This window comes from Roseovarius sp. 10 (genome assembly GCF_033100315.1).
Taxonomy (GTDB): domain Bacteria; phylum Pseudomonadota; class Alphaproteobacteria; order Rhodobacterales; family Rhodobacteraceae; genus M30B80.
Genome location: NZ_JAWLVH010000001.1, coordinates 734,254 through 760,082 on the forward strand (window position 1 = coordinate 734,254; position 25,829 = coordinate 760,082).

Sequence of the window (25,829 nt, forward strand, 5' to 3'; positions counted from 1 at the left end):
TTAGATTGAGATTTACAATCTATTTTGCGTGCGCAGCCATAAAGGCCGTGATGCGTGCAACCCCTTCTTCGATATCGGCCGTGCTGCGGGCATAGGAGAACCGCAAGGCGCGCGTGCCCTCTTCGGGATCAAAATCAAGGCCCGGGGTGACGGCAACCCCTGCCTCCTCCAACATTGCGCGCGCCATATCCTGCGCAGGCCAATCAAAGGCGCTGATATCGGCATAGACATAGAACGCACCATCTGCAGGCGCGAGGTGCTCAAATCCCGCCGCGCGCAGCCCTTGCAACAAGATCATGCGGTTTTTGGCATAGATCGCGCGGTTCTCATCCAGTTCCGCACGCCCTTCAGGCGACAAGGCCCCTAAGGCCGCGATTTGTGCCGCATGTGGCGCGCAAATAAACATATTTTGCGCCAAACGCTCGACCACGCGCAGGTGTTCTTCGGGCACGACCATCCACCCCAATCGCCATCCTGTCATCGAGAAATACTTGGAAAAGGAGTTGATAATATAGGCCTGATCGGTCACCTCAAGCGCGCTGACGGCGCGCGCCCCGTAATGCAGCCCGTGATAGATTTCATCACTGATCAAGGCCACATCCCGCGCGGCGCAGGCAGCTGCCAGTTCCGCAAGTGCGGGCTTTTGGATCATCGTGCCTGTCGGGTTTGCAGGGCTTGCCAAGATCAGACCTGCGAGATCTTCGGTGATCTGGTCAGGGCGCGGCTGAAACCCACTGCTGGCATCGGTGCGCAATCCCGCAACGTCCAAACTCATTGCCTTAAGGATTTGCCGATAAGACGGATAACAGGGAAGCCCCATACCAACCTTTTGGCCCGCATCAAAAAGCGCGGAAAATGCCAATAAAAACCCGCCCGATGCCCCCGCGGTGATCACCACGCGCGCAGGATCAAGGTCGATATCATACCATTCGCCATAAAGGGCTGCGATCCCCGCGCGCAGATCAGGACGCCCGAGCGCCACAGTATAGCCTAGCGTGTCTTCTTCCATTGCGCGCGCGAGCCTCTCGCGCGCGGCGCGTGGCGCGCCTGTGCCGGGTTGGCCGACCTCCATATGGATGATGTGGCGCCCCTCCTCCTCAAGACGGCGGGCGGCCTCCATGACGTCCATCACAATAAAGGGATCCACCTGACCACGGCTTGAATAACGCATTGCTTCCTCACTAGACTGGATGCATCGGTTTGAAACAGCCCTGCCCGAAAAGGTCAATCACAGATGCGATCCTTTCTTTTTGCCGTGATCTTGGGCCTGTGCCTTGGCCTTGCGCCCAAAGGGGCCTTGGCGCAATCCATAATCCGCGATGCCGAGATTGAGGCAGGTTTACGCAACCTGCTTATGCCCATTCTCGAGGCGGCAGGATTGGGGCAATCTATCCGCGTGATTTTGCTCAATGATCCGCAGATGAACGCCTTTGTGCGCGATGCACGCACGATTTTTATCACTTCGGGGCTGATGATGGCCTTGGACGAGCCTGCCGAATTGCAGGCCGTCTTGGCCCATGAGGCCGCGCATATTGCCAACGGGCATTTGGCCCGCCGCCCCGAGAATGCCGACACGATGAGCGGTGCATCGCGGCTGGGTTTGGTGGCAGGTCTGCTCGCCGCAGGCGTCACGGGGGATGCGGGTGCAGGCGCGGGCGTTGCGGCAGGTATGGCCTCAAGCGCGCAGCGCGTCTTTTTCTCACATACCCGCGCCGAAGAGGCGAGCGCGGATGCCGCCGCCCTGAGATATCTCGAGCGCGCAGGCGTTGACCCCACCGCAATGGCGCGCGTCCTAGATCGCTTTGCAGGGCAAGAGTTACTCTCAACTGACCGCCAAGACCCCTATGTGCGCACCCACCCGCTGACCCGTGATCGTCTGCGATTGGTTGCAAATTTTGACGGCGGCACAGCCCCAACCCCTGACAGCGAGGCGCAATATTGGTTTGATCGCAGCAAGGGGAAATTAGCAGCCTTTCTGAACCCACCCTCTTGGACATTTGCGCAGGTGGGAAATGACCCCTCAGAGATCGCAACAATGCGCCGCGCAGTGGCCTATCACCGCAATTCCGAAGGCGATGCCGCCTTGCGTGAGTTAGAGCGGTTGATCCTAAACCACCCCGCAGACCCCTATTACCAAGAGCTATATGCACAGGTTCTATTTGAAAACCGCCGGTATGACGCGGCGATTGTGGCCTATGAACGGGCCATCCAGATGTCCCCTGATGCAGGTCTGATTTTAGCGGGATATGGTCGTGCCCTTCTTGCGCCCGACAGCCCCGCGCGCAATGCCGAGGCCTTGGAGGTGCTAGAGGCCGCCTTTGCCCGCGAACGGCGCAACGCGCGGCTTATGCGAGATTTGGCTATGGCCTATGCGCGCGATGGCCAAGATGGTATGGCCGCATGGGCCACCGCAGAACGCGCGGCCTTGGAGGGAGATTTTGAAACCGCCGCCCTTCACGCCCGCCGCGCCACAGGCCTCTTGCCCCAAGGATCAAGCGGGTGGCTTCGGGCGCAAGATGTGTTACGTCTGGCTGAAACGAAAAACGACTGACAGGATGCGCGATGACCCCTTCCCCGAAAAGCCTGATCTTGGCGCTTGGCCTAACACTTGGCGCCCTCAATCCCGCTGCCGCATTTGACATCGATGCCATGAGCGAGACAGAACGCGCAGCGTTTCGTGCGGAAATCCGCGCCTATCTGCTGGATAATCCCGAAGTGCTGATGGAGGCCTTCGACATTCTAGACGAGCGTCAAGCCGCGGCAGAGGCGCAGGCTGAATCCCAGATTATCGCGGCCAATTCTGACGCGATTTTCGCCTCACCCTATGATTATGTCGGCGGCAACCCCGAGGGTGATGTGACCCTAGTCGAGTTTCTTGATTATCGCTGTGGCTATTGTAAACGTGCCTTCCCCGATATCGAAGCCATGCTCGAGGCAGATGGGAACATCCGCTTTATCGTCAAAGAGTTTCCGATTTTGGGTGATGCCTCGCTCTTGGCCTCACGCTATGCGATTGCGGCCAAAATCGCATTGGGGGATGAGGCCTATCGCGCGCTTCATGATGCGATGATGGTGATGCGGGCCGAGGTCAGCGAAGGGTCATTGCAGGCCACCGCCGAAGGGCTGGGTCTTGATCACGCGGCCATCGTGGCCGAAATTAACAACCCGCAAATCGATGCAACAATCAGCCTCAATTACGAATTGGCCCGTGCGCTGAATATTTCAGGCACGCCCACATTTGTGCTGGAAACGGGGCTCTTGCGCGGGGCCTTGCCGCGCGACCAGATTGAGGCGGCTATTGCAGCTGAACGCAGCGCAAACTGAACAAACGCTTAGCGTGAAAATGAAAAACGGGCAGGGTTTCCCCTGCCCGTTTTATTTTAATCGGGTCGGTTAGCCGCGTGACCACCACCCGCGCTTCTTTGGCCCCTCAGGCGCAGGTTCTGCGGCCTGTGGCGCAGACACCGCCTCGACAGTCGCGTCTGGCGCAGATGGCACCTCGGCCACAGGTTCGGCCTTTTTCGCAGGGGTTTTACGGCTGCGCGTGGCCCGCTTGGGCTTTGGCGCCTCTTCCGCGGGCTCTGGGGCCTGTTCGGCCTCAGCCACCGACACCGTTGCCGCAGCGGCCTCTTCAGCGGCTTTCTCGGCCTTGGTTTTGCGACCACGGCGCTTTGGTTTTGGGGCCTCTTCCACCGCTGCCTCTACCGTTGCCTCTGCAGGTGCTTCTGTGGCGGGATCAGATGGTTCTGACGCGGCTACCGTCTCTGCCGATGCGTCAGATTTGGTTGACTTGCGACTGCGGCGGCGCTTTGGCTTTTCCTCAACCTCGGGCGTGGCCTCTGCCTCCACTGCGGGCGAGGCATCAGCCTCAGACGCGCCTGCACTCTGTTCTGCAACCTCTGGGGCCTCAGGGCCCGCTTCGGTTGTGCGGGCCTCGTCCCCCTCGCCCCGATTGCGGCGGCGGCCACGGCCACCACGGCGGCGGCGGCGGCGTTTCTTGCCCTCGCCCTCTTCGCCTTGTGCCTCGGGGCGGTCTGCCTCAGGTGCCTCGGTGATATCAATCTCATCCGCAGCATCGGCTTCGGCGGCTTCGATTTCCTCCATCAGCCCTGCATCCATCGAAACAACAGGGCTTGCAGGGGCGATGCGGCGGGTGGCTGTTTTGAATTTTTCAATCCGATAATCGGGCGTGATCATCGCAGGATCGGCCTCGACACGGATCGAAACCCCATAGCGCGCCTCAAGATCAGCGAGGTATTCGCGCTTTTGGTTCATGATGAAATTCACAATGCCCACAGGCGCAGTCAACAATAACTCGCGCGAGCGGCGGCGGGTGCTTTCCTCTTCCAACTGACGCAGAATTGATAGGCCCTGACTGTCATCAGAACGCACAAGCCCCGTGCCGTGGCAGTGATGGCAGGGCTGTGTCGTGGCCTCCAACATCCCAGGACGCAGACGTTGGCGCGACATTTCCAACAGGCCAAAGCCTGAGATACGCCCAACCTGAATGCGCGCGCGGTCGGTTTTGAGGCGATCTTTCAGCCGCTTTTCCACAGCCAGATTGTTGCGCCGATCATCCATATCGATGAAGTCGATCACAATCAGACCCGCCAAATCGCGCAGGCGCACTTGACGCGCCACCTCTTCGGCAGCCTCAAGATTGGTCTTAAGCGCGGTTTCCTCAATAGAGCCTTCCTTGGTCGCGCGCCCCGAGTTCACATCAACCGCAACCAAAGCCTCAGTGATGCCGATGACGATATAGCCGCCCGATTTGAGCTGCACGACAGGGTTGAACATATCAGCCAAGTAACCCTCGACCTGATAGCGCGCGAAAAGCGGCAGACTGTCCGCATAATGTTTCACGTTTTTGGCATGGGACGGCATGATCATTTTCATGAAGTCCTTGGCTTGGCGATAGCCCGCCTCGCCTTCAACCAACACCTCGTCAATATCGCGATTATAGAGATCGCGGATCGAGCGGTGGATCAGATTACCTTCCTCGTAAATTGGCGCAGGCGCTATCGAGCGCAGGGTCAATTCGCGCACCTGTTCCCATTGGCGCTGCAAATATTCGTAATCGCGCTTGATCTCGGCCTTGGTGCGTTGGCTGCCCGCGGTGCGGATGATCAGACCCGCGCCCTGCGGCACCTCCATCGATTGCGCGATTTCCTTTAGCTTTTTGCGATCCGAAATATTGGTAATCTTGCGGCTGATCCCGCCACCGCGCGCGGTATTGGGCATCAAAACACAATAGCGCCCAGCAAGGCTGAGATAGGTGGTCAGGGCAGCACCCTTATTGCCGCGTTCCTCTTTGACGACCTGCACCAGAATAATCTGGCGCACTTTGATCACTTCTTGGATTTTATATTTGCGCGCGCGCGGTTTGCGCACAGGACGAATATCTTCATGATCATCATCATCGGCGATGGTTTCGGCCTCGGCGGGGGCGGTGGCGTCCTCCTCAGATGCGCCATCTTCGATATCGGCCTCAACCTCAGGATCGGCATCGCTCTCAGGGGCGGCCGTGTCCGTCAGGGCCGCATCAAGCGCCTCATCTACCTCCATCTCAGATTCAGTCTCAGCATCCGCGTCCAGATCAATCACATCCATGCCCGAGGGCGTGCTGACCTCGCCTGTGGCAATCGCATCACCTGCGGCGGCCTCTGCACGGGTGTCCGAGGATTTGCGGCGGCGCGAGCGGCGGCGTTTGGGGGCGGATTTCTCCTCCTCATCGGCTTCGGCCTCGGCGGCCAATTCCCGCTCCTCGGCCAAAAGCGCCTCACGATCCGCTTTGGGGATTTGATAATAATCGGGGTGAATTTCGGAAAAAGCCAAGAAACCGTGACGATTGCCGCCATAATCCACAAAGGCCGCCTGCAACGAGGGCTCAACCCGCGTCACCTTTGCCAAATAGATATTTCCTGCCAGTTGCCGCTTATTCAGCGACTCGAAATCGAATTCCTCGACCTTGTTTCCATCTGCCACAACAACGCGGGTTTCCTCCGCGTGGGTGGCATCGATAAGCATTTTCTTTGCCATGGGTTCCTTGCACATCCCCGCGCTGCGCGCACCCCAGAGGGTCGCGTGAGAGGGGGATATTGTCCTGAAAGGGCGATGACGCGGACAGCAGGATGGGCGGGCGCGGCATGGGCCGCCCCGTCACTCACTTGGCTGATCTGCACGCGTTTCATCGCGATTTATCTCCGAAGCTGCGCGTGCACTCGCCCGCGCCTCTCCCATTATGTCCCGCTTGCGCGGGGGGTTAGATGGGCCTGAGGGCAGCACAAGGGCGGCGGTCAGGCTTTGGCATCCTGCCCTCTCTCCCGCGCGGGTTTTCGGACGCGCTTCAAGAAGGGGGCAGATAAACTTTGCAGATGTCCAGCTGGCTCAAACCGCCAGATCATCCCAATCACCATAGAGGCAGAGCGGGGAAGAGGGCAATGGGTTTTTTTTGGGGGGGGGCAACGATGTATAAAGATGAAATCATTTTGGTCGGCGATCGGCCCTTAGGAGACATTCGCCGCCATAAACGATTCCGTAGCGCAGCTTCTCCAAAGCGGATACTCATCAGACCAGTTCTAAAGAACCCACAATTGTTGCTATTCGAGACAGCAACGCTTGAACTTTTTCCCACTGCCGCAAGGACATGGATCGTTTCGTCCAGTCTTCCGGTTTGCGAATTGGGAAGGCAGTTCATCTAACTTTTGGAGAGGCGCTGCTTTGGACGTGATTGCCTCAAGTTCAAAGTCGAATGTGTGTAGCGAGCGAACCTTGGCACCAAAACGTGGTTTCCCCGTCGTCGGTTCAAGTAAAAGCCCAAACCACTTTCCCGCTCGCTGGGCATACTTGCGATATAGCATGTGAGAACGCAGCTTATCAGAAGCTCCCTGATCTGGATCAGCATTCACATGTATGCTCAGACCAGCGTCTCGGTGCTCTAATGGGATAGTCAGGTCATGCTGCCTGCCAGTACGGCCAGCATCCCTGATCATGACATCAAGTGCGGAGCTCATTTTTCGAAAGGAATCTTCACCCATCTCCAATATGGATAAGCCCATACCGACACAGAATTGATTGGGATCATGTTCAACCTCCGCAACTATTTTGCCAAGGCGGGTGTTTTGGAGTTTCGTAAGTATGCCTTTGGGCGTGTCGTTGCCTGGTAAACCGTCCCTTCGCACGGTCATCGCCGCATCAAGATCACTTGCTACACTGTCGTCCAGCAACAACATGTTGTAAGCGTCATCAACCCATAGGCTCTGTCGCAGATAGTAACCAAACGTAGCCAATTCGTTTGTAACCAGGATCTTTTCTCCAAACTGCGCCCTCAATGTGATGTAGCTGAGGAAACGCAGTGGGGACGGCAACATTTCAGTGGCCACGTCGATCAGGAAGAGATCGCAAACCAGTGGCGCTCCAATCAGGCTGTCAGTCGTGGATTTGAGAAACGATCTCGCCTGCATAGCCAATGCCGGATAATGATCCGCCAAGACGCAGACTGGGTAGACGCGCTCAATTTGCGAAAGGTCAGGTTCCCGTCCATCTTGACATACGTAACGGACGCCTTCCTTCGGGATCGTCCTCGCACATGCGACTGCTTGATCGTACGCATTCTGGACAGCACGTCCAAAATCTTCTTTCAGCTTTTCAAGCTTTCCCTTTCTGGCTGGATGGGTGAGACGCTGAGATTTCGCCTGAAAGATGATTGCGTACTCGCCAAACACGACCAAACAATCCATTTCACCTACTCGGTTCTTCCCATCGTAGACATCTACGTTGGCAAAGACAGCCTCTTTTCCAAATATCGAAATGAGGCGCTCAGTCAGAAATTTCTCAGTGAATTCACCGCGATTCCTCAAGGCGGCAGGAAAATACTGTTCGTCCTCCAAGAACCAATAGAAGGGGCTGTCATAGACAGCCTCCACAAGTGGATAATATTGAAACAGGTACCGAGCACCGTCCGGAGCTTGCAGTATAGGTGCTACAGCCACCTCATTGAAATCATCAATCTGCGAGTAACCTTTATGACCATTCTCCATTTGGTATGTGAAGGCTGAAAGGAACTTGGAAACAGTCTCCTTTGTCTTGCCACATCGATCAGCAATGTCATCAATATCGAGCCGAAAACCCTCCAAAACAGTCCACTCCGAAGGTGGCTTATTCCTCAATCCGTTTAGGGTGGTGGTGATTATCTGATTTTGCGAAGTAAACAGGGCTCGGCAGATTTCGCGCGCGTCAATAGGCGAATATCCTTTTTGCTCTACGAGCCAGTCACTGTCTTGTCCATACCGCTAGCACGCCATGTCTCGAAACTGAAAAACATATGCAGACTCCGCTGCATAGAAGACCGCTTCCCTAAGCGCTTCACCAGTGGAAGTTGGGTCAAACCCAGATTGAACTGCTTCAGCTGACATGCCCGCATAAGCATCTGCCCTCATTCTGTCGTGGTATTCGGCAAGAAGACTATCCGATGACTCGATCAACTCGTTCATTGTCGCCGGTTCTGGGAGTGACCAATCAAGGTCTGCTTTGACCATGCAGCCGATGAGGGCATTGATTTCGTTGCGGATCAGCCGCTCGAACGGTCGCACTTTTGCAAAGTCTTTTCCCGAAACATCCTTTGTGTAGCGGATGACATTGTCTCGGAAGCAAAGGTAAGCAATGGCATGCACATAACCTGGGCGCGTGCAAAGTTTTACAAGGTCTTCAAATATCTCGCGCTCAGTTCTCGGTTCTTTTTGCACGTTACCACCATGGTAAATCTAAAAAATGGATTCATCATAATACTTTAGAATACTGCATCTATGGATCGGGGGAACTCGTCCTTGGGCGCGGTTCCGAGAGTATTGTGAAGCTCCAAGCAAATGCCTGCTTTGACCAACTGGCCTTAACACTTTCGCCTGTGCAGCGAACTTCCACTTCCCGCCCATATCGCCCCCCCCTCACAAATAATCCGACCTGCTCAACCCGTATTTCGCCATTTTCTCGTTCAGGGTGCGCCGTGGTAGGCTGAGTTCCTCCATCACGGCAGCGATGGAGCCGCGGTGGCGGCGCATGGTGTTGTCGATCAGCATCCGCTCGAACGCCTCGACATATTCTTTGAGGGGTTTGCCCTCGCCCATATCCTGCGGCACCACCTCGGTCGTGTCGTTCATCAACAGCGCCGTGATCGAGGCCGCGCCACGGCGGGCTTGCAGCGTGGCGCGTTCAGCCAAGTTCAGCAATTGACGCAGGTTTCCCGGCCATGGGGCCTGCAACATCTGCGCGGTCTCTTGGGCATTGGGGTGGATCGGGTCGGTGCCGTATTCTTCGGCGTAATTTTCAGCGAATTGTGCGAACAGTGTCAGCACATCCTCGCCGCGCTGCCGCAAGGGGGGCAGCGCGCTGCGCATCGCGGCCAAGCGGAAAAACAGATCGGGCCTGAGCGCCGCCTCGCAGCCCGCGGCCCCTTCGGCCCCGTTACAAATGGCAATGATGCGCAGATCGCGGCCCGCGCTTTGCGCCTCGTCCAAGGCCGAGAGCAGCCGCGCCTGCAGCGCATCGCTGAGGGTTTCGACATCCTCAAGCACCAATGTGCCGCCGCGTGCGGCCTCTAGGGCGGGACGGGCCAGATCGTTTTCTTCTGCGCCAAAGATCAGGCTGCGCAACTGCGCCTCGTCCTGCGCGCCACAGGTGACGGTGACAAAGGGTTTGCCCGCGCGGGGGCCGACCGCGTGCAGGGCATGGGCGACAAGGGTTTTGCCCGTGCCCGTCTCGCCTGTGATCAGAACGTGACCATCGGCTTGGCCAAGGTCGAGAATATCCTCGCGCAGCCGTTCCATCGCGGGGCTTGTGCCCACCAAGCGGCGCATGATCCCTGTGCCATCGCTGAGTTCCCGCCTGAGCGAGCGATTATCAAGGGTCAAACGCCGCGCTTGGATCGCGCGTTTGGCAAGGCTGCTCATCTTTTCGGGATCAAAGGGTTTTTCGAGAAAATCAAAAGCGCCGATGCGCATCGCCTCGACCGCCATTGGCACATCGCCATGGCCCGTGATCATGATCACTGGCAGGCTGTGATCGATAGAATTCAGCCGTTTGAGAAAGGCCATCCCATCCATGCCGGGCATACGAATGTCACTGATAACAATGCCCGCGAAATCGGATGTGATCTCTTTGAGCGCCTCTTCTGCGCTGCCATAGGTTTCGGTTTCAAACCCAGAAAGGGCCAACCATTGGCTGATCGATTGGCGCATATCCTGCTCGTCATCGACAATCACAACTTTCATTCCAACCCGATCCTTTCGCCGCCTATTCTGCGGCCCCCTTTATCTGATGACGCGGCAGCCTGATTTCAAATACCGCGCCGCCTGTGTCGCTGTTGCGTGCGCGCAAACGGCCCCCAAAATCAGTGACAATGCCCGAAGAAATCGCAAGGCCAAGCCCCACCCCTTCACCAGGCTTCTTGGTGGTGTAAAACGGCTCGAAGAGTTGATCTAAATCTTCGATCCCTGCCCCGTTGTCACGCACCGAGAGAACCGCCTCATCCCCTTCGGCCAAAAGGATTTCAATGCGCCGCGTCTCTTGGCCTTTCATCGCATCAAGGGCGTTGCGCAACAGATTGATTATCACCTGTTCCAACCGCACGATATCGCCCAAGATCATCACAGGCTGATTGGGGATGATTTGTGCAATTTCCACCTTCATCTGCCGCATTTGCGGCTCCATCATGGTCATCGCGCCTGTGATCGCATCGCGCAGATCAACGGGGGCAAAACTGTCGCCGCCCTTGCGGGCATAGGATTTGAGCTGCCGCGTGATCGCCCCCATGCGTTCAATCAGATCGTCAATGCGCTGAAAGGAGGACATCGCCTCATCAGGGCGGCGGCGCTGCAACAGCAATTTCGCCCCTGCCAGATAGGTTTTCATGGCCGCAAGCGGTTGGTTCAACTCATGGCTGACAGCAGCGGACATTTCCCCCAAAGCGGCCAATTTCTGGCTCTGCGCTAGCGATAATTCGGCCTGCTCCAAATCGCGCTGCGCTTTTTCGCGCTCGGCAATCTCGCGGCTGAGGCGGTCATTGAGGCGGCGCAATTCCGCACTTTCGCGTTGAAACACGGCCGTTTGCAACCGCGCGCGGCGCGACAACAGGTAAAACGCGCCAGCAAGCACAAGGGCAAAGCCCATTGTCAAAAGGGCCAATACCCCGTTCACCCGCTCACGCACCGAGGCATAGGCAGTGTAGGACACGATTTCCCACCCGCGAAAGGGCATATCTTGGGCAAGGCGCAGCGTGTCATCGCCAAACACATACCCCTCCTCGCCAAAGGCCCAATCGCCCGCATTCTCAATGGCGCGGCGAATGGCCGATGGGGCATCTTGGCGGGCCAAGGCATCCGCCTCAATCAAGCCACGCCAACGGGGTTCGGTTGCCAAAATGATCTCGCCTGACCCTTGGGTGATGAACACAGCCTCGGATGCCCCGCGCCATTGTTCGACCACACGGGCCAAGTTCACCTCGACCATGATCACGCCTAAAAGCTGATTGTTATCAGTGATATGGCGCGAAAAGGTAAAGTCATACCGCCCAGTGGCAGGTTCGTTTGAGGTAAAGACCGTATCTGCGCTGCGCACCGCTTGCACAAAAAAGGGCTCGCTTGCGCGCAATTCCCCAAGCCGCGCGCGGTCTGTCGCAGCAACAACACGGCCCGAGCGGTTTAGAAGCACAAAAGAGGCCGCCCCGATTTCATCCAAATAAGAAATCAGGCGTTGTGAGGTGGCCGTAAATTCCCCCTCGCGCAGCGCGGTGATGAGGACAGGGTCGCGCGATAACAACAGCGGCACGACAGAGCTGCGCTGTAGCTCTGACATGATCGTGCCAGAATAGAGCGCCAATCGAATTTCTGCGCGGTTGCGGGTGCTTTCGGTCAGGCGCTCGGTCAAAAACAGGTTGGCCGCCCAGATGGTGACGATAAAGCCCACCAAGAACAGCGCCAAGAAAAGGCGTAAAACCCAAACGCCACTGAGGCGTGGTAAGGCACGCAAGCGGCGGGGTTCAAGAGTGGGGCGTGTGTTTAGGCTCATGGCGCAAACCTACGCGCGCCCTGCAGGCCAGACAAGAAGATTAGATCACGCTTGCGCGATGTCTTGCCGATGGCAGAGCCGCGCTAGGCCGCAACCAAGGCCTGTGCCAAACCAGCAAAAACGCCTGCACCACCCGTGCCGCCATGCAATGGCTCGCAGGCGCGCTCGGGATGCGGCATCATCCCCAAAACGCGGCGGTTTTCTGACAAGATGCCTGCAATATCCTCGACCGCGCCATTGGGGTTTTCGATATAGCGAAATGCCACCTGGCCCTCGCCGTTCAAGCGCGCAAGCGTCTCTGCATCGGCTTGATAATTTCCCTCATGATGCGCGATTGGCACCTCGATCACAGCGCCCTGTTCATAGGCGGTGGTGAAGGCGCTTTGCGTGTTTTCCACGCGCAACCCAACCGTTTCGCAAATATAGCGGGTCGACATATTTTGCAGCAGCGCACCGGGCAGCAATTTGGTCTCCGTCAAGATTTGGAACCCGTTGCAAACCCCAAACACATACCCGCCCCGATCCGCATGGGATTTTAACGCGCCTGAAATGGGCGATTGCGCGGCAATCGCGCCGCAACGCAAATAATCGCCATAAGAAAACCCGCCCGGAACACCGACCAAATCCACCCCTTCAGGCAGTTTGGTGTCCTTGTGCCAGACCATATCCACGGAAAAGCCCACCTGTTCAAAGGCGCGCTTCAGATCGCGGTCACAATTCGATCCGGGAAACACAAGAACGGCGGCTTTCATCTTTGGGGGTTCCTTTCGTCAGGACGTAAAATCAGTGATGACCGCCACACCGGGCGGTGTTGGGCCATTAAATGCGGCAAGCTCGGCCCCTGTTTGCGAAAGCGGGATTTCCCGCGCAATCAGGGGGGACATATCCACCCGACCTGCCTCGATCAGACCCAAGAGACTTGGATACCGCCAAGAGGGCATGCCACGCGTGCCGTAAAGGGCCAGATTGCGCATATAGACCGTGTTCATATCAATCTGCATCTGGGCTGTATGCCCTACGGGCATGCCCACCTGGACATGACGCCCCAAGGGGCGCAAACATCCAATAGAGCCTGCAACCGTGGCCTCGATCCCGAGGGCCTCGATGCTGACATGTGCGCCGCCCTTGGTGATTTCGATGATCTTGGCCGCGACATCGCCATCACGGGCGTTCACCCCTGCATCAATACCCAAAGACAGGGCATGGTCGATCTTTTCCTGCACGACATCTACGACAACCACAAAAGCCCCAAGCGCCTTGGCCAAAATCGCGGCAGAAAGGCCAATGCCGCCCGTGCCATGCACCGCGACCCATTCCCCCGCCTGCACGGCCGCGCGCCCCGTCAGCGCGTGCCATGATGTTGTCACACGACACCCTAGCCCCGCCGCAACAGTCGGTGACAGCGTTTCGGGCAAGCGCGCAAGATTATGATCAAAAGGAACGGCGACATATTCGGCAAAGGCGCCCGGCTCAGTAAAGCCCGGCAAGCGTTGATTGGGGCAGGTATGACCCGCGCCAGATTGACAGGTCGGGCAAGAGCCGCAGGAGAGAATAAAGGGGGCAACCAAACGATCCCCCTTTTTGTAGGTGGCGCGCGGTCCTGCTTCGATCACTTCGCCGCAATATTCATGCCCGCCGATTTGACCGGGTTTGATGCGTGGGTGTTCCCCCACCCAACCATGCCAGTCAGAGCGACAAACACCACAAGCCAGAACTTTGAGGATCACCCCGTCTTCGGGGCATTCAGGGTCTGACACAGTCTCAATCGACAGGTCTTTGTTATATTCACGCAGGATGGCAGCACGCATCGACAGACCCCTTTAGCTGATCGCGATTTGGTAGCTTTCGATCACAGTATTGGCCAAAAGCTTTTCGCACATCTCGCGGATTTGGTCTTCGGTGGTGCCATCGGCCAGATCAAGTTCGATCACTTTACCCTGCCGCACACCCGAAACACCCTCAAAGCCCAAAGCGCCCAGCGCATGGCGCACCGCCTCGCCTTGTGGATCAAGAACCCCCTGCTTCAACATCACGGTCACGGTTGCGCGCATTGCTTTTGCCTTTCTGTCTACGTTCTATCTGCGAAGCGGGGCTTCGCTTAATTCACCAATGTCGGGCCTGACACCGTGCCCTGATCAGGCAAAACGCCAAGGCGCTTGGCCACCTCGGTATAGGCATCTGCTAAATCGCCCAAATCACGGCGGAAGACGTCTTTGTCCAACTTCTGGCCCGTTTTCATATCCCACAGGCGGCAGCTATCGGGGCTGATTTCATCGGCCACGATCAGGCGCATATAATCGCCCTCCCAAATGCGGCCAATTTCGATTTTGAAATCCACCAATTTGATGCCGACACCCATCATCAGGCCAGACAGGAAATCATTCACCCGCAAGCCCAAGGCGACCATATCGTCCAAATCTTGCTGACTAGCCCAGCCAAAGGCAATGACATGTTCTTCGGCCACCAAAGGATCACCCAGCGCGTCATCCTTGTAGTAAAATTCAACAATCGGGCGCGGCAGGGCTGTGCCCTCCTCAATCCCCAATCGCTTGGAAATCGAACCCGCGGCGACATTGCGGATCACCACCTCAAGCGGGATGATCTCAACGCTGCGGATTAACTGCTCGCGCATATTGAGGCGGCGAATGAAATGGGTTGGAACGCCAATTGCATTCAGACCCGACATGAAAAATTCGGACAGGCGATTGTTCAACACGCCTTTGCCGTCAATCGTGGCGCGCTTTTCCGCGTTAAAGGCGGTCGCGTCATCCTTGAAATATTGCACCAATGTGCCTGGCTCGGGGCCTTCATATAGGATTTTCGCCTTGCCTTCGTAGATTTTTTTGCGCCGTGCCATGATGTCTCCAATCCCTGATCTGCGGGAGGCAGGTGGTGGTCTGAGATCGAGGGCGTGCTGCAACGCCGCATCTGGCCCAAACCAATGCTGCGCCCCGTTCTCTCTTGCTCGCGCAATAGACCAAAGCGCGCTGTGTCGCAAGTTGGATTGCCAATCACCGCTTGCGGCCAAAACCCTGCTAAGGCTATCACAGGGATAAACCGCAAGCTCACCGCCCAAGGAGACAGATTAATGAGCACATTTGACGACCGTGAACACGCGTTCGAAGCAAAATTCGCGCATGATGAAGAAATGAAATTCAAGCTTGAAGCGCGCCGCAATAAACTGGTGGGCCTATGGGCCGCCGAAATCTTGGGCAAAACGGGCGATGAGGCCGAGGCCTATGCCAAAGAGGTGATCCGCGCTGATTTCGAAGAAGCAGGCCACGAGGATGTCATCGGCAAGCTGAAGGCGGATTTGGGCGATAAAGTTTCGGAAGATGAGCTGCGCGCAAAATTTGAAGCGCTCTTGATCGAGGCCAAGACCCAATTGGTGAACGAGAATTAATCACCACCCCTGCCCCAATTCTGCGCACCCCGTGCATCTGTTGCGCGGGGTGTTTCTTTTTTGACCTCGCAGATTTTTCATAAAGATCATGTGGATTTTCGGGCTTGCATCATTGCCCCAGAGGGGCCATGTCGCAGCTGATGTGACACAAGGAATTTCATTATGTCGAACCGTTTGCAGACCCTTTTGGAAACCCGCGATTGGCTGATGGCCGATGGCGCAACGGGCACGACCCTCTTTAACATGGGGCTGCAATCGGGCGATGCGCCAGAATTGTGGAACGAAGATCACCCTGATCGCATTGCCGAACTCTATCGCGGGGCCGTCAATGCGGGATCCGATATCTTCTTGACCAATTCCTTTGGTGGTACGCGCGCACGGCTGAAATTGCATGATGCCCAAGATCGCGCCTTTGACCTAAATCGAATTGCCGCAGAGATCGGCCGCGAAGTCGCTGATGCCTCTGGCCGCGAGGTGGTCGTTGCAGGGTCCATGGGGCCAACGGGTGAGATCATGGTGCCAATGGGGCCTTTGACCCACGAGGCCGCCGTGGAGATGTTCCATGAACAGGCCGAAGGGCTTAAGGCAGGCGGTGCGGATGTATGTTGGGTCGAGACAATCTCAGCCCCCGAAGAATACGCCGCCGCAGCCGAAGCGTGCAAACTAGCAGGTATGCCATGGTGCGGCACCATGAGCTTTGACACGGCAGGGCGCACGATGATGGGTGTCACCTCCGCCGCGATGTCGGATTTGGTTGAGAAACTGGATCACAAACCTTTGGCCTATGGTGCAAATTGCGGTGTTGGGGCCTCGGATTTGATGCGCACGGTTCTGGGCTTTCGCGCCTCGGGCAACGAGCGCCCCGTGATTGCCAAGGGCAATGCAGGCATCCCCAAATACGTTGATGGCCATATCCATTACGATGGCACCCCCGAGTTGATGGCCCGTTACGCCGTTCTAGCCCGCGATGCAGGGGCCAAGATCATCGGGGGCTGTTGCGGCACCCAACCTGTCCATCTTGCGGCAATGCGCAAGGCGCTGGAAGAAACCCCGCGCGGCGCCGTTCCAAGCCTTGAACAGATCGCCGAAGAGTTGGGCGGCTTTTCCTCAGGATCGGATGGCACGGATGGCAATGGCCCGCAGCGCCGCGAGCGCACAGGCCGCCGCCGCAGCTAATTTGGTATGCAATCGCATGGGCAAAGGTCGCCTGCGGCGGTCGTGATGTCGTAAATTTGCGCGTCTGGTGGCGCGAAGAGCTTAGGTAATCGTTCAAACGCTATCGGCTGAGTGCCGCTTCAGGAGACGCTTGAGATGTCTGACGAAAATGATGAAATCATCCTCTCAGAACTGGACGATGACGAACTTGTCCAACAAATGTTCGATGACCTCTACGATGGTCTAAAAGAAGAAATCGAAGAGGCGGTTAACATTCTGCTTGAGCGCGGATGGGCCCCCTACGACATCCTGACCAAGGCCCTGGTGGGTGGTATGACCATTGTGGGTCACGATTTCCGTGATGGCATCTTGTTCGTGCCCGAGGTTCTGATGGCGGCCAATGCGATGAAGGGTGGCATGGCCATCCTTAAGCCGCTTTTGGCAGAAACAGGCGCCCCCCGTATCGGCAAAATGGTGATTGGCACGGTAAAGGGCGATATCCATGATATCGGCAAGAACCTTGTCACCATGATGATGGAAGGCGCAGGTTTTGAAGTGGTTGACCTTGGTATCAATAACGCGGTCGAAGCCTATCTTGAAGCCTTGGAAAAAGAGACCCCCGACATTCTGGGGATGTCCGCACTTTTGACAACGACCATGCCCTATATGAAGGTCGTGATCGACACGATGAAAGAGCAAGGCATCCGCGATGATTACATCGTGTTGGTCGGCGGCGCGCCCTTGAACGAAGAATTTGGCCGCGCGATTGGCGCAGACGCCTATTGCCGTGACGCGGCCGTGGCCGTGGAAACCGCCAAGGAGTTCGTTCTGCGCAAACACAACCAAATGGCCGCGCATTAAGCGATTATGACAAAGCCCGCCCTGCATCTGCCAGATGACGACACGTTACGCGATAGCGGCGTTTCAGCATCTGGCAGGGGGCGGGTTTTGCTTTTGGCCTGCGGGGCCTTGGCGCATGAAGTTTTGGCGATCAAAGCGGCCAATGGGTTTGACCATCTCGACCTGCAATGCCTGCCCGCCATTCTACACAATCGCCCCGAATTGATCCCTGACGCGGTTGAAGCGGCGGTCACGCGGGCGCGTGGGGATTACGACAGTATCTATGTGCTTTATGCCGATTGCGGCACAGGCGGGGCTTTGGCCGCGCGCTGTGCCGCGCTTGGCGTTGACATGCTCGAAGGCCCACATTGCTACAGCTTTTTCGAGGGCAATGCCCGCTTTGAAGACTTGGGCGAGGTCACTGCCTTTTACCTGACGGATTTCCTTACCCGTCAATTTGACGCTTTTGTTACCCGCCCTCTTGGCCTCGATAAACACCCCGAATTGCGGGATATCTATTTTGGCAATTACGAAAAGCTGGTTTATCAGGCGCAGACAGATGACGCCGCCCTAACCGAAAAAGCCAAAGCCTGTGCCGATTTTCTCGGCCTTGCTTTTGAACACCGCTTTACGGGCTATGGTGATCTTGAAACGGCCCTGAAAAAATGGGCGGATTAACCCCGCGCTTCTGCCGCCAATAGGTGGATGCGTTCGACCATGGCCCGCAACCCGTTTGAGCGCTGCGCAGAGAGGTGGTCATTCAACCCCAACCGCGCCAATTCTGCCCGTGGATCAACCGCCAAAACCTCGGCAATGCTCAGGCCCGCATAAAGCGCGTGCAAGACCGCAATCAAGCCCCGCACAATCATCGCGTCACTTTCACCTTGAAAGTCGAACCGCGCTTCTGGCCCCTGCCCTTCGATCCGCGGCATGATCCAGACCTGCGAGGCGCAACCATCCACCTTGGTGGCGGGAACGCGCATCGCCTCGGGCAAGGGCTCCATCGCTTTGCCCAATTCGATCACATGGCGATAGCGGTCTTCCCAATCGTCCAGAAATTCGAATGTTTCTGCGATTTCCTCAAAGCGTTCGCTGGCCATTCTTCCCTCATTCTTCTGTCACCTCCCCCTGACCTAAAGCGCAGCCCCCCATTCGTCCAGAGGCGCTTTTCAAAACCGCCCTGATAGGGTAGCACTCAAAGGGTAATGCTTTGCCAAGAGGGGCCAATATGCTGCGCACTGCCATTTTTGCTGCGATGATCTTGGGGCTTGCGGGCTGTTCCACGCGGCTGAACCCCTTCAACTGGTTCGGAAATGACCGCCAAGAGCAGCGGATCGAGGTTGTGCAGGTCGAGGAATTTGTCGATCCACGCCCGCTTGTCGCAGATGTCATCTCGCTTGAGGCGGATCAGGTTGACGGCGGCGCCATCATCCGCGCCGTAGGACGCGCAGAACGTCAAGGTTATTGGGAGGCCGAACTGGTCGAGATTTCCAATGAGGACGGGCTCATGCTGTTCGAATTCCGCGTGGTTCCCCCGCGGGATGACACGGCAGAAGGTGCGCCGCGCACTCGCGAAATTCTGGTCGGCACGTTCCGCAGCGCGAATGAACTGCGCGGTGTCACACGGATCAGCGTGCAAGGGGCCAATAATCGCCGCACGGTGTCGCGTTAAAGTTCGAACAAAACTACTTTGCTGCCTTTGACACCAAGGCCCACATCGCCTTGAACAAGGCGCAATGCGTCCTCGCCAAAGACCTTACCGCGCCAACCTTTGCGCCACAGGCCATCCAAATGGCCAGACGCGATATTGTCCAAATCCGCGCTGGACGCGATCAGCTTTTGTGCAACGCCCGCTTCATCGGCCTTGGCCTTGAGCAAGACACGCAGCAAATCCGCCAAGGCAGGGTTAAGGTCGCTGCGATCTGGCCCATTTGGCAATTTGGGGAATTTTTCGGGCGGCGTGTCCATGCCGCGATTGACCGCCGCAATAATGCCTTCCGCAATATCGCCCCGCCGCGCCTCGCGCAGCAATAGGCGCGATTTCGACAAATCCGCCAAAGAGCGCGGCTTGGTCGAGGCCAATTCCATCAAGGCATCATCCTTGAAGACGCGCGAGCGCGGGATGTTACGTTCCTGCGCATAGGCCTCGCGGAATGTGGCCAATTCACGCACAACCGCCAAAAGCCTTCCCGAGCTTGAGCGCATTTTGATCCGCATCCACGCGTGATCTGGATTTACGATATAGCTGTCTGCATTGGTCAGCTGCGCCAATTCTTCCTCCATCCATGCACTGCGCCCAGATCGGGCCAGTTGCGCGGACAGATATTCATAAATCTGGCGCAGATGCGTGACATCGGCCAAGGCATAGGTTTTTTGCGCATCAGATAGAGGACGCCGCGACCAATCGGTAAAGCGTGAGGATTTATCAAGCGCGGCCTTGGCAATTTTGCGCACCAAAGTTTCATATCCCACTTGATCGCCAAATCCGCAGACCATTGCGGCCACTTGCGTATCAAAGAGAGGCGCAGGCACGAGCCCGCCCTCCACATGAAAGATCTCGAGATCCTGCCGCGCAGCATGGAACACCTTGACCACATCAGGATTGCGGAACAGCTCATAAAGCGGCTCAAGCGACATGCCTTCGGCCAGCGGGTCAACCAAAACCGCACCACTGTCATCCGTGCCCGGCATCGCCAATTGAACAAGACACAGCTGCGCATAATAGGTGCGCTCGCGCAGGAATTCAGTGTCAACGGTCACATAAGGGTGCTGTGCGGCGGCCTCGCAAAATTCGGCCAATTCGGATGTGGTTGTCAGCGTCTTCGGCAAGGGCGTTACTTCTTCAATTTTTCCGCGATACACGGGTTTACGAAAAGGCGCAGGAAAAGGAAAGCCCCCCTCTAGATCAGGGCGCAGCATCCTCAAAGATCAGCGGGCTGCGATCCCCCGCAGCAAAGCGGCGTAATACGGCAGGGTAAAGGCGATGCTCCTGCACCAAAACCCGCGCGGCCAAGGTTTCGGGCGTATCCCCCGCCACCACAGGGACGCGTGCCTGCCCCAAGATCGGGCCATCATCCAAATCCGCGGTCACCTCATGCACTGTGCAGCCTGCGATATCATCCCCTGCCTCAATCGCGCGGGCATGGGTATGCAGGCCGCGATATTTGGGCAATAGCGAGGGATGAATATTCAGCATCCGCCCCTGATAGCGGGCCACAAATTCAGCGGTCAAAACCCGCATAAAACCCGCAAGCGCAATGATATCAGGCTGATATTGGTCAAGCGCCTTGGCCATCTCAGCCTCAAAGGCCGCGCGATCAGCCCCAAAAGGTTTGTGATCCACCACCACTGTTGGCACGCCTGCGGCCTCTGCCTTGGCCAGACCGCCCGCATCAGGGATATTCGACAAAACCACACAGGCCCGCGCGGGGTGATCCCCCGTCATTGACTTGAGCAGTTCCACCATATTGGAACCGCCCCCTGAAATCAGGATGGCGACCCGTTTCACGAAAGCGCGCCCTCATAGGTCACGCCAGAGCCCGCCTCAACCACGCCAAGCCGTGTCACGGTTTCACCCGCAGCCACCAAGAGCCGCGCAATGGCATCGGCCTCAGCCGCATCGACTACCACGCACATCCCAATCCCTGCGTTAAAGGTCTTGAGCATCTCGCGCGTCTCTATCCCGCCTGTTTCGGCCAACCACTGGAACACGGGTGGCAGACCCCAAGCGCCCAAATCAATCCGCGCGCCAAGCCCCTGAGGCAGGACACGGGGCAGGTTCTCGGTCAAACCACCGCCCGTGATATGGGCCAACCCATGCACCCCGCCTGCGCGGATCGCCTCAAGAATAGGCTTCACATAAAGCCGTGTTGGGGCCAAAAGCGCGGCGCCAAGGCTTGTCTCAGGGGCGAAGGGCGCGGGGTCTGACCATGCCAAACCCGACACATCAACAATGCGGCGCACCAAGGAATAGCCGTTTGAATGCACCCCGTCCGAGGCCAAGCCAAGGATCACATCGCCCGCCGTGACATTGGCAGGCAGGCTTGCGCCACGTTCCATCGCGCCAACGGCAAAGCCCGCAAGGTCGAAATCGCCTGCGTCATACATACCAGGCATTTCGGCGGTTTCCCCCCCAACCAAGGCACAGCCCGATTGCGCACAGCCCTCGGCAATCCCTTCGATGATCCGCGCAGCCTGATCTACCGCCAATTTGCCCGTGGCAAAATAGTCAAGGAAGAACAAAGGCTCCGCCCCTTGGCAGACCAGATCATTCACGCACATCGCCACCAGATCAATGCCAATGGTGTCCACCGCGCCCGTATCAATCGCGATGCGCAGCTTGGTGCCAACCCCATCGGTGGCGGCGACCAAAATCGGGTCATGATATCCTGCAGCCTTGAGATCAAACAAAGCCCCAAAACCGCCCAGTCCCGACATCGTCCCCGCTCGCGCAGTCGCGGCAGCGGCAGGTTTGATCCGATCAACAAGCGCATTGCCCGCATCAATATCAACACCCGCTTGGGCATAGGTGAGACTGTTTTTGGGCGCTTGCGCATCTGCGGGCATTGATCGGGCCTTTCATCAGGGGGCGTGAATTTCCGCCCTGATACCGATCTTCGCCGCCTTCGTCCATAAGCGAGTGATCCAATACTTGACCCCCTCGCATTGGCGCAGTAACCCAAGCCCTACGGGGGCCTGTAGCTCAATTGGTTAGAGCAGAGCGCTCATAACGCTTTGGTTGCGGGTTCAAGTCCTGCCGGGCCTACCATCCTCCCCCCAGCACGGCTATCGCGGTAGAATGATGTCTGCTTTCAATCCGCCCAGATCGGCGCTTTTCCCCAAAGTCAGCCGCCCGCCATGCCGTCGTGCAATATCTTGCGCAATCGCCAAACCCAATCCAACGCCCGAGCCGCGATTTTGGTTTCGCGCCACATCCAACCGCACGAAGGGGCGCATCGCCTCCTCGCGCTGATCTGCGGGGATGCCTGGCCCGTCATCTTCCACAGAAATGCGCCATTGGCGCGGCGTAAGCGACAAGGTCACACGCGCCTCGCTGCCATATCGCTGCGCATTTGAAATCAAATTGCCAAGCGCACGGCGCAGCGCCGCAGGTCGGAATGTGGCCGTATAATCCTGAAGCATCCCACTGTTCGAAGAATGGGCAAAGTTGATCTGCGCCCCTGACCGCGTGGCATCCGAGACAATCTCGCGCAGGAATTTATCAATATCCAATTCCGCCAAATCATCCAATGCATCGCCACGCGCGAAATCAAGAAACGCCTCGAGCAGGGTTTCCATCTCCTCGACATCACGGCGCAGGGCCGTCACATCTTCGCTTTCCTCCATGACACTGAGACCCAATTTCATCCGCGTCAGCGGGGTGCGCAAATCATGACTGACACCTGAGAGCATCATGGTGCGCTGCTCGATCTGGTTTTCAATACGATTGCGCATATCGAGGAAGGCGCGGCCCGCACTGCGCACCTCCAATGCCCCTGCGGGGCTGTAATCCACGATGCGGCCTTTGCCGAAATCCTCTGCCGCCCGCGCCAAGCGGCGAATGGGGCGCAGTTGGTTGCGTAGAAAGAGAAACGCCACAGTAGTCATCAAAATGCCCGTAAACACCATCAAGACCAACAATTGATGCGGGTTCGAGGCCGATACACGCCGCCGTGCAATCTCGGCATCCACGCGCGTGCCATCGGCAAGACGCAGCCCGATCATCACTTTGCGATCATCGGTGATCAGATCAATCCATGTCACCTCAGGCACCGCACGGCGCAAAACCTCAATCACACTGCGCCCTGAGAGGTCATAAAAGGCGCGCGCCTCCAGTCCACCGCCCTCAAATGGCTTGTCCCCACCCTCAAAAAGGCTGATCTCAAGCGGGGCGGCCACACTGCGACCTGCCCAAATCCCGCCGCGCTCAATCTCTTGGATGATAAAGCGCAGCTCAACCGCCAACCCCTCCATCATCTGACGCGTCACCCCGTCAAAATGGCGCTGCAAAAACGCCGCAGAAACCACAAGCTGGATCGTCAAAATTGGCACAAGCATGATCAGCGCAGCCCGCCCATAAAGGCCGCGTGGCAGCATTTTCTTGATCAATCGCGTCAACATAGGCCATCTATAGCCGCGGCCCGCGCAAAGCGCCAAAGGAAAAACACGCCCGATGATGACCGAGCATGGCTCACTTTTGCGCAGCATCTGCGCCCCAAACCCTTCGCCCATGACGGCAGAAGGCACATTGACCTATATGCTGGGGGAAAGCTCTATCGCCGTGATTGACCCCGGGCCTGCATCAGACCAGCATTTGGCTGCTATCCTCGCGGCCGTGCCGCAGGGCGGGCGGATCACCCATATTTTTGTCACCCATGCCCATTTAGATCACAGCGCCCTCGCCCGCCCTTTGGCCGCGGCGACACAGGCGCCCATTTTGGCGGCAGGCCCATGGGATATGGGGCGCAGCACGCTGCCTGATCTGGGCGGTGGCGAGGGGGTGGATCACGGCTTCATCCCCGACATTGCCCTGCCCGATGGGGCCGTGATCGAGACAGAAGACTGGCGCATCACTGCCCATCACAGCCCCGGACATATGGGCAATCATATGAATGTCGCATGGCAAGATGTCGAATTTTGCGGCGATATCGTCATGGATTGGTCAAGCACCTTGATTTCCCCGCCTGATGGTCATTTGGGGGCCTATTTGACCTCGCTCGCCGCGATCGAGGCGCGCGGGCCAAAACGGCTTTTGCCCGCCCATGGGGCCGCGATTGCGAACCCCCGCGCGCGCTGTGCCGAGTTGCGCGCCCATCGCGCGATGCGACACGGCCAGATTCTTTCTGCCCTCACAGCAAACCCGCGCAGCCTCAGCAGCCTGCGTGCGGAAATCTACCCCGATCTTCAGCCCCTGCTGCACCCGATGGCTGAGCGCAACATTTTGGCGCATCTCATTGGATTGATTGAAGAAAACCAAGCAAAACCAGATAGCCCCCTCAGCGCCGAGGCAGGTTTTTCCAGAATTTGATCCAAAGAACGATTTTTTCGCCCCAAAGCACTGGACGCGCAAAAATCGTCTTGCTATACGGCCCAACGTGTTCCGGCGTAGCTCAGCGGTAGAGCAGTTGACTGTTAATCAATTGGTCGTAGGTTCGATCCCTACCGCCGGAGCCAATTTTCCTGAAATTTAAATTGGCAGACCCGTTGCAGCGCGGCGTTCTAAAGGCGTGGCCTAGTTTATGCGCGCATGACCAATTCTTTTTGATTGCGGATGTGGCGTTCGACCAAGCGTCGGCCGGCTGCGCCGCGTGGCACGGGGCGCACGGGGGCTTTGTGCTCTGCGGGGCAGTCTTCGATATGACGCAAATCGGGGAAGAGGGTGAACAGCTCGTCCCGTGCCTCTGCGGGGATGGCTTTGACCGCCTCGGGGCCTGTAAAGAGCGACTCGGTCAGCAGCCCGTTTGATGCGACCAATTCGTGGTTGTCGAACATGAAATGCCAATATTCGATGCCTGCCTCGGGGCGAATTTGATCAATGCCCGCATGGGCGGTCAAATGCTTGGCGGCCAATAAAACTTCGTCACAGTCAAACATCCGTTGCGCCACGCGCGAGCGCAGCAAAACGCGATGCTGGGGTGAGACCATCAAATCGCGTGTCGGCAAACCCTGCCCCATCGCGCCTGCCTTGATGCGAATGGGCCACAGATTGGGATGCTGCAGCGCCACCTTTTGCGGGATGCGGCGCTGTGCAATCCACCGCAGAGGTTGATAGCCATGATCCTGCGTCCAAACCTTGGTGCCGATGGTCAAATCCTGCACCGCGCGCGGGCCATCTTGGGTATCAATCAGGGTATCGGGACAAAAGCAGATGATGCGCTCAATCTCGGAGAACGTGACGGTCACGCTTTGGCCAAAGGAATTGAGATAGGTCAGCGTGCCGCTTTGACTGGCGGGATCGCTGAAGGTGATGTTCACATCGGCGGGGTTCAGCCCCGACAGATCGAGAATATCGCCCAAGCCGATCTCGCCGCCTTCGCCGCCTGTGATGGTTAAGCTGTCCGTGCCAGAGAGAGCGGCATCAATAAAGAAGCGATCATCGCCATCGCCGCCAAAATGACCAATAAACGAAACCGTTTCTTTGGTTTTGTTGTCGTTTTAAAATCCAACCCCATCTTATTCCCCTCTTGATGCCACCAAATCTGTTTGCCCAATCCTTTTCGATCTGGCAGGCACCATCGTAATTGGTCGTTTTCCCCACAGAGTTGCCCCCCAAGGGTTTTGACGTTTGACCTACCCCTAGGCCAAAATCGCACCCCGCATAGCAGCAACAGCGCGAATCGCATACAAGAATCATATTAAATTTTCATGTCAT

At 57.3% G+C, this 25,829-nt stretch carries 25 protein-coding genes and 2 tRNA genes; 10 read left to right on the forward strand and 17 right to left on the reverse strand.

Features of this window, described 5'->3' with window-relative positions; all coding sequences use genetic code 11:
• Positions 1-19 precede the first annotated feature (19 nt).
• Positions 20-1,171 (reverse strand): pyridoxal phosphate-dependent aminotransferase, encoded by a 1,152-nt coding sequence (locus RYZ18_RS03690; protein WP_317655025.1) that lies wholly within the window; start codon positions 1,169-1,171, stop codon positions 20-22.
• A 63-nt stretch (positions 1,172-1,234) separates the two neighbouring features.
• Here RYZ18_RS03690 and RYZ18_RS03695 point away from each other — a divergent pair, with 63 nt between their 5' ends.
• Together RYZ18_RS03695 and RYZ18_RS03700 are read left to right on the forward strand one after the other, a co-directional pair.
• A complete protein-coding gene (locus RYZ18_RS03695; protein ID WP_317655026.1) occupies positions 1,235-2,551 on the forward strand; it encodes a M48 family metalloprotease in 1,317 nt (438 codons plus the stop codon).
• An 11-nt stretch (positions 2,552-2,562) separates the two neighbouring features.
• Positions 2,563-3,324: a DsbA family protein gene (locus RYZ18_RS03700; protein WP_317655028.1), complete on the forward strand. Its 762-nt coding sequence runs from the start codon at positions 2,563-2,565 to the stop codon at positions 3,322-3,324.
• Between the two features lie 69 nt (positions 3,325-3,393).
• On the opposite strand, the gene RYZ18_RS03705 is transcribed toward RYZ18_RS03700, so the two are convergent.
• The 9 genes from RYZ18_RS03705 to purC all read right to left on the reverse strand — a co-directional run bounded on the left by RYZ18_RS03705 (position 3,394) and on the right by purC (position 14,917).
• Complete coding sequence (locus RYZ18_RS03705; protein WP_317655030.1) at positions 3,394-6,039, reverse strand: ribonuclease E/G; 2,646 nt, start codon at positions 6,037-6,039, stop codon at positions 3,394-3,396.
• Positions 6,040-6,599: 560 nt separating this feature from the next.
• Positions 6,600-8,135 (reverse strand): SEC-C metal-binding domain-containing protein, encoded by a 1,536-nt coding sequence (locus RYZ18_RS03710; RefSeq protein ID WP_317655031.1) that lies wholly within the window; start codon positions 8,133-8,135, stop codon positions 6,600-6,602.
• A 156-nt stretch (positions 8,136-8,291) separates the two neighbouring features.
• Entirely contained in the window at positions 8,292-8,744 is a 453-nt protein-coding gene (locus RYZ18_RS03715; protein ID WP_317655032.1) for a hypothetical protein, read from the reverse strand.
• 198 nt (positions 8,745-8,942) lie between these two features.
• Positions 8,943-10,265, reverse strand: a complete 1,323-nt coding sequence (locus RYZ18_RS03720) for a sigma-54 dependent transcriptional regulator (protein WP_317655033.1) — start codon at positions 10,263-10,265, stop codon at positions 8,943-8,945.
• Positions 10,266-10,287: 22 nt separating this feature from the next.
• Positions 10,288-12,060, reverse strand: a complete 1,773-nt coding sequence (locus RYZ18_RS03725; RefSeq protein ID WP_317655034.1) for an ATP-binding protein — start codon at positions 12,058-12,060, stop codon at positions 10,288-10,290.
• 83 nt (positions 12,061-12,143) lie between these two features.
• On the reverse strand, positions 12,144-12,812 hold the full coding sequence (gene purQ / locus RYZ18_RS03730; protein ID WP_317655035.1) for a phosphoribosylformylglycinamidine synthase subunit PurQ: 669 nt from the start codon (positions 12,810-12,812) through the stop codon (positions 12,144-12,146).
• An 18-nt stretch (positions 12,813-12,830) separates the two neighbouring features.
• Complete coding sequence (locus RYZ18_RS03735; RefSeq protein WP_317655036.1) at positions 12,831-13,868, reverse strand: zinc-binding dehydrogenase; 1,038 nt, start codon at positions 13,866-13,868, stop codon at positions 12,831-12,833.
• 12 nt (positions 13,869-13,880) lie between these two features.
• On the reverse strand, positions 13,881-14,111 hold the full coding sequence (gene purS, locus RYZ18_RS03740; protein WP_317655037.1) for a phosphoribosylformylglycinamidine synthase subunit PurS: 231 nt from the start codon (positions 14,109-14,111) through the stop codon (positions 13,881-13,883).
• Positions 14,112-14,158: 47 nt separating this feature from the next.
• Positions 14,159-14,917: a phosphoribosylaminoimidazolesuccinocarboxamide synthase gene (gene purC / locus RYZ18_RS03745; RefSeq protein ID WP_317655038.1), complete on the reverse strand. Its 759-nt coding sequence runs from the start codon at positions 14,915-14,917 to the stop codon at positions 14,159-14,161.
• 231 nt (positions 14,918-15,148) lie between these two features.
• Between purC and RYZ18_RS03750 the strand changes: the two genes are divergently transcribed.
• From RYZ18_RS03750 to RYZ18_RS03765, 4 genes are all read left to right on the forward strand, one after another.
• Positions 15,149-15,463 (forward strand): DUF1476 domain-containing protein, encoded by a 315-nt coding sequence (locus tag RYZ18_RS03750; protein WP_317655039.1) that lies wholly within the window; start codon positions 15,149-15,151, stop codon positions 15,461-15,463.
• Positions 15,464-15,625: 162 nt separating this feature from the next.
• On the forward strand, positions 15,626-16,639 hold the full coding sequence (gene bmt, locus RYZ18_RS03755) for a betaine--homocysteine S-methyltransferase (protein ID WP_317655040.1): 1,014 nt from the start codon (positions 15,626-15,628) through the stop codon (positions 16,637-16,639).
• 135 nt (positions 16,640-16,774) lie between these two features.
• Positions 16,775-17,479, forward strand: a complete 705-nt coding sequence (locus RYZ18_RS03760) for a corrinoid protein (RefSeq protein WP_317655041.1) — start codon at positions 16,775-16,777, stop codon at positions 17,477-17,479.
• Between the two features lie 6 nt (positions 17,480-17,485).
• Positions 17,486-18,136: a DUF1638 domain-containing protein gene (locus RYZ18_RS03765; RefSeq protein ID WP_317655042.1), complete on the forward strand. Its 651-nt coding sequence runs from the start codon at positions 17,486-17,488 to the stop codon at positions 18,134-18,136.
• Here RYZ18_RS03765 and RYZ18_RS03770 read toward each other — a convergent pair.
• The gene (locus tag RYZ18_RS03770; RefSeq protein ID WP_317655044.1) at positions 18,133-18,558 is read right to left on the reverse strand and encodes a SufE family protein; all 426 of its coding nucleotides are present in this window, start codon (positions 18,556-18,558) and stop codon (positions 18,133-18,135) included. The genes RYZ18_RS03765 and RYZ18_RS03770 overlap by 4 nt on opposite strands.
• Positions 18,559-18,686: 128 nt before the next feature.
• Here RYZ18_RS03770 and RYZ18_RS03775 point away from each other — a divergent pair, with 128 nt between their 5' ends.
• Entirely contained in the window at positions 18,687-19,130 is a 444-nt protein-coding gene (locus tag RYZ18_RS03775; protein WP_317655045.1) for a hypothetical protein, read from the forward strand.
• Here RYZ18_RS03775 and rnd read toward each other — a convergent pair.
• From rnd to purM, 3 genes are all read right to left on the reverse strand, one after another.
• Positions 19,127-20,287, reverse strand: a complete 1,161-nt coding sequence (rnd, locus tag RYZ18_RS03780) for a ribonuclease D (protein WP_317655810.1) — start codon at positions 20,285-20,287, stop codon at positions 19,127-19,129. The genes RYZ18_RS03775 and rnd overlap by 4 nt on opposite strands.
• Before the next feature lie 76 nt (positions 20,288-20,363).
• Positions 20,364-20,966 (reverse strand): phosphoribosylglycinamide formyltransferase, encoded by a 603-nt coding sequence (purN, locus tag RYZ18_RS03785; protein ID WP_317655046.1) that lies wholly within the window; start codon positions 20,964-20,966, stop codon positions 20,364-20,366.
• Positions 20,963-22,024, reverse strand: a complete 1,062-nt coding sequence (gene purM / locus RYZ18_RS03790; RefSeq protein WP_317655047.1) for a phosphoribosylformylglycinamidine cyclo-ligase — start codon at positions 22,022-22,024, stop codon at positions 20,963-20,965. Before purM ends, purN begins: the two co-directional genes overlap by 4 nt.
• 125 nt (positions 22,025-22,149) lie before the next feature.
• Here purM and RYZ18_RS03795 point away from each other — a divergent pair.
• Positions 22,150-22,226: transfer RNA gene (locus RYZ18_RS03795), tRNA-Ile, on the forward strand.
• A gap of 17 nt (positions 22,227-22,243) precedes the next feature.
• On the opposite strand, the gene RYZ18_RS03800 is transcribed toward RYZ18_RS03795, so the two are convergent.
• The gene (locus RYZ18_RS03800; protein WP_411567092.1) at positions 22,244-23,578 is read right to left on the reverse strand and encodes an ATP-binding protein; all 1,335 of its coding nucleotides are present in this window, start codon (positions 23,576-23,578) and stop codon (positions 22,244-22,246) included.
• 52 nt (positions 23,579-23,630) lie between these two features.
• On the opposite strand from RYZ18_RS03800, the gene RYZ18_RS03805 reads away from it, so the two are divergent.
• Together RYZ18_RS03805 and RYZ18_RS03810 are read left to right on the forward strand one after the other, a co-directional pair.
• Positions 23,631-24,485, forward strand: coding sequence for an MBL fold metallo-hydrolase (locus RYZ18_RS03805; RefSeq protein ID WP_317655048.1), 855 nt, complete (start codon positions 23,631-23,633; stop codon positions 24,483-24,485).
• Positions 24,486-24,556: 71 nt separating this feature from the next.
• Positions 24,557-24,631 (forward strand) — tRNA-Asn (locus RYZ18_RS03810).
• A 63-nt stretch (positions 24,632-24,694) separates the two neighbouring features.
• On the opposite strand, the gene RYZ18_RS03815 is transcribed toward RYZ18_RS03810, so the two are convergent.
• Both RYZ18_RS03815 and RYZ18_RS03820 read right to left on the reverse strand, forming a co-directional pair.
• Positions 24,695-25,474: a Hint domain-containing protein gene (locus tag RYZ18_RS03815; RefSeq protein ID WP_317655049.1), complete on the reverse strand. Its 780-nt coding sequence runs from the start codon at positions 25,472-25,474 to the stop codon at positions 24,695-24,697.
• Between the two features lie 32 nt (positions 25,475-25,506).
• Positions 25,507-25,629, reverse strand: coding sequence for a hypothetical protein (locus RYZ18_RS03820; RefSeq protein WP_317655050.1), 123 nt, complete (start codon positions 25,627-25,629; stop codon positions 25,507-25,509).
• Positions 25,630-25,829 lie beyond the last annotated feature (200 nt).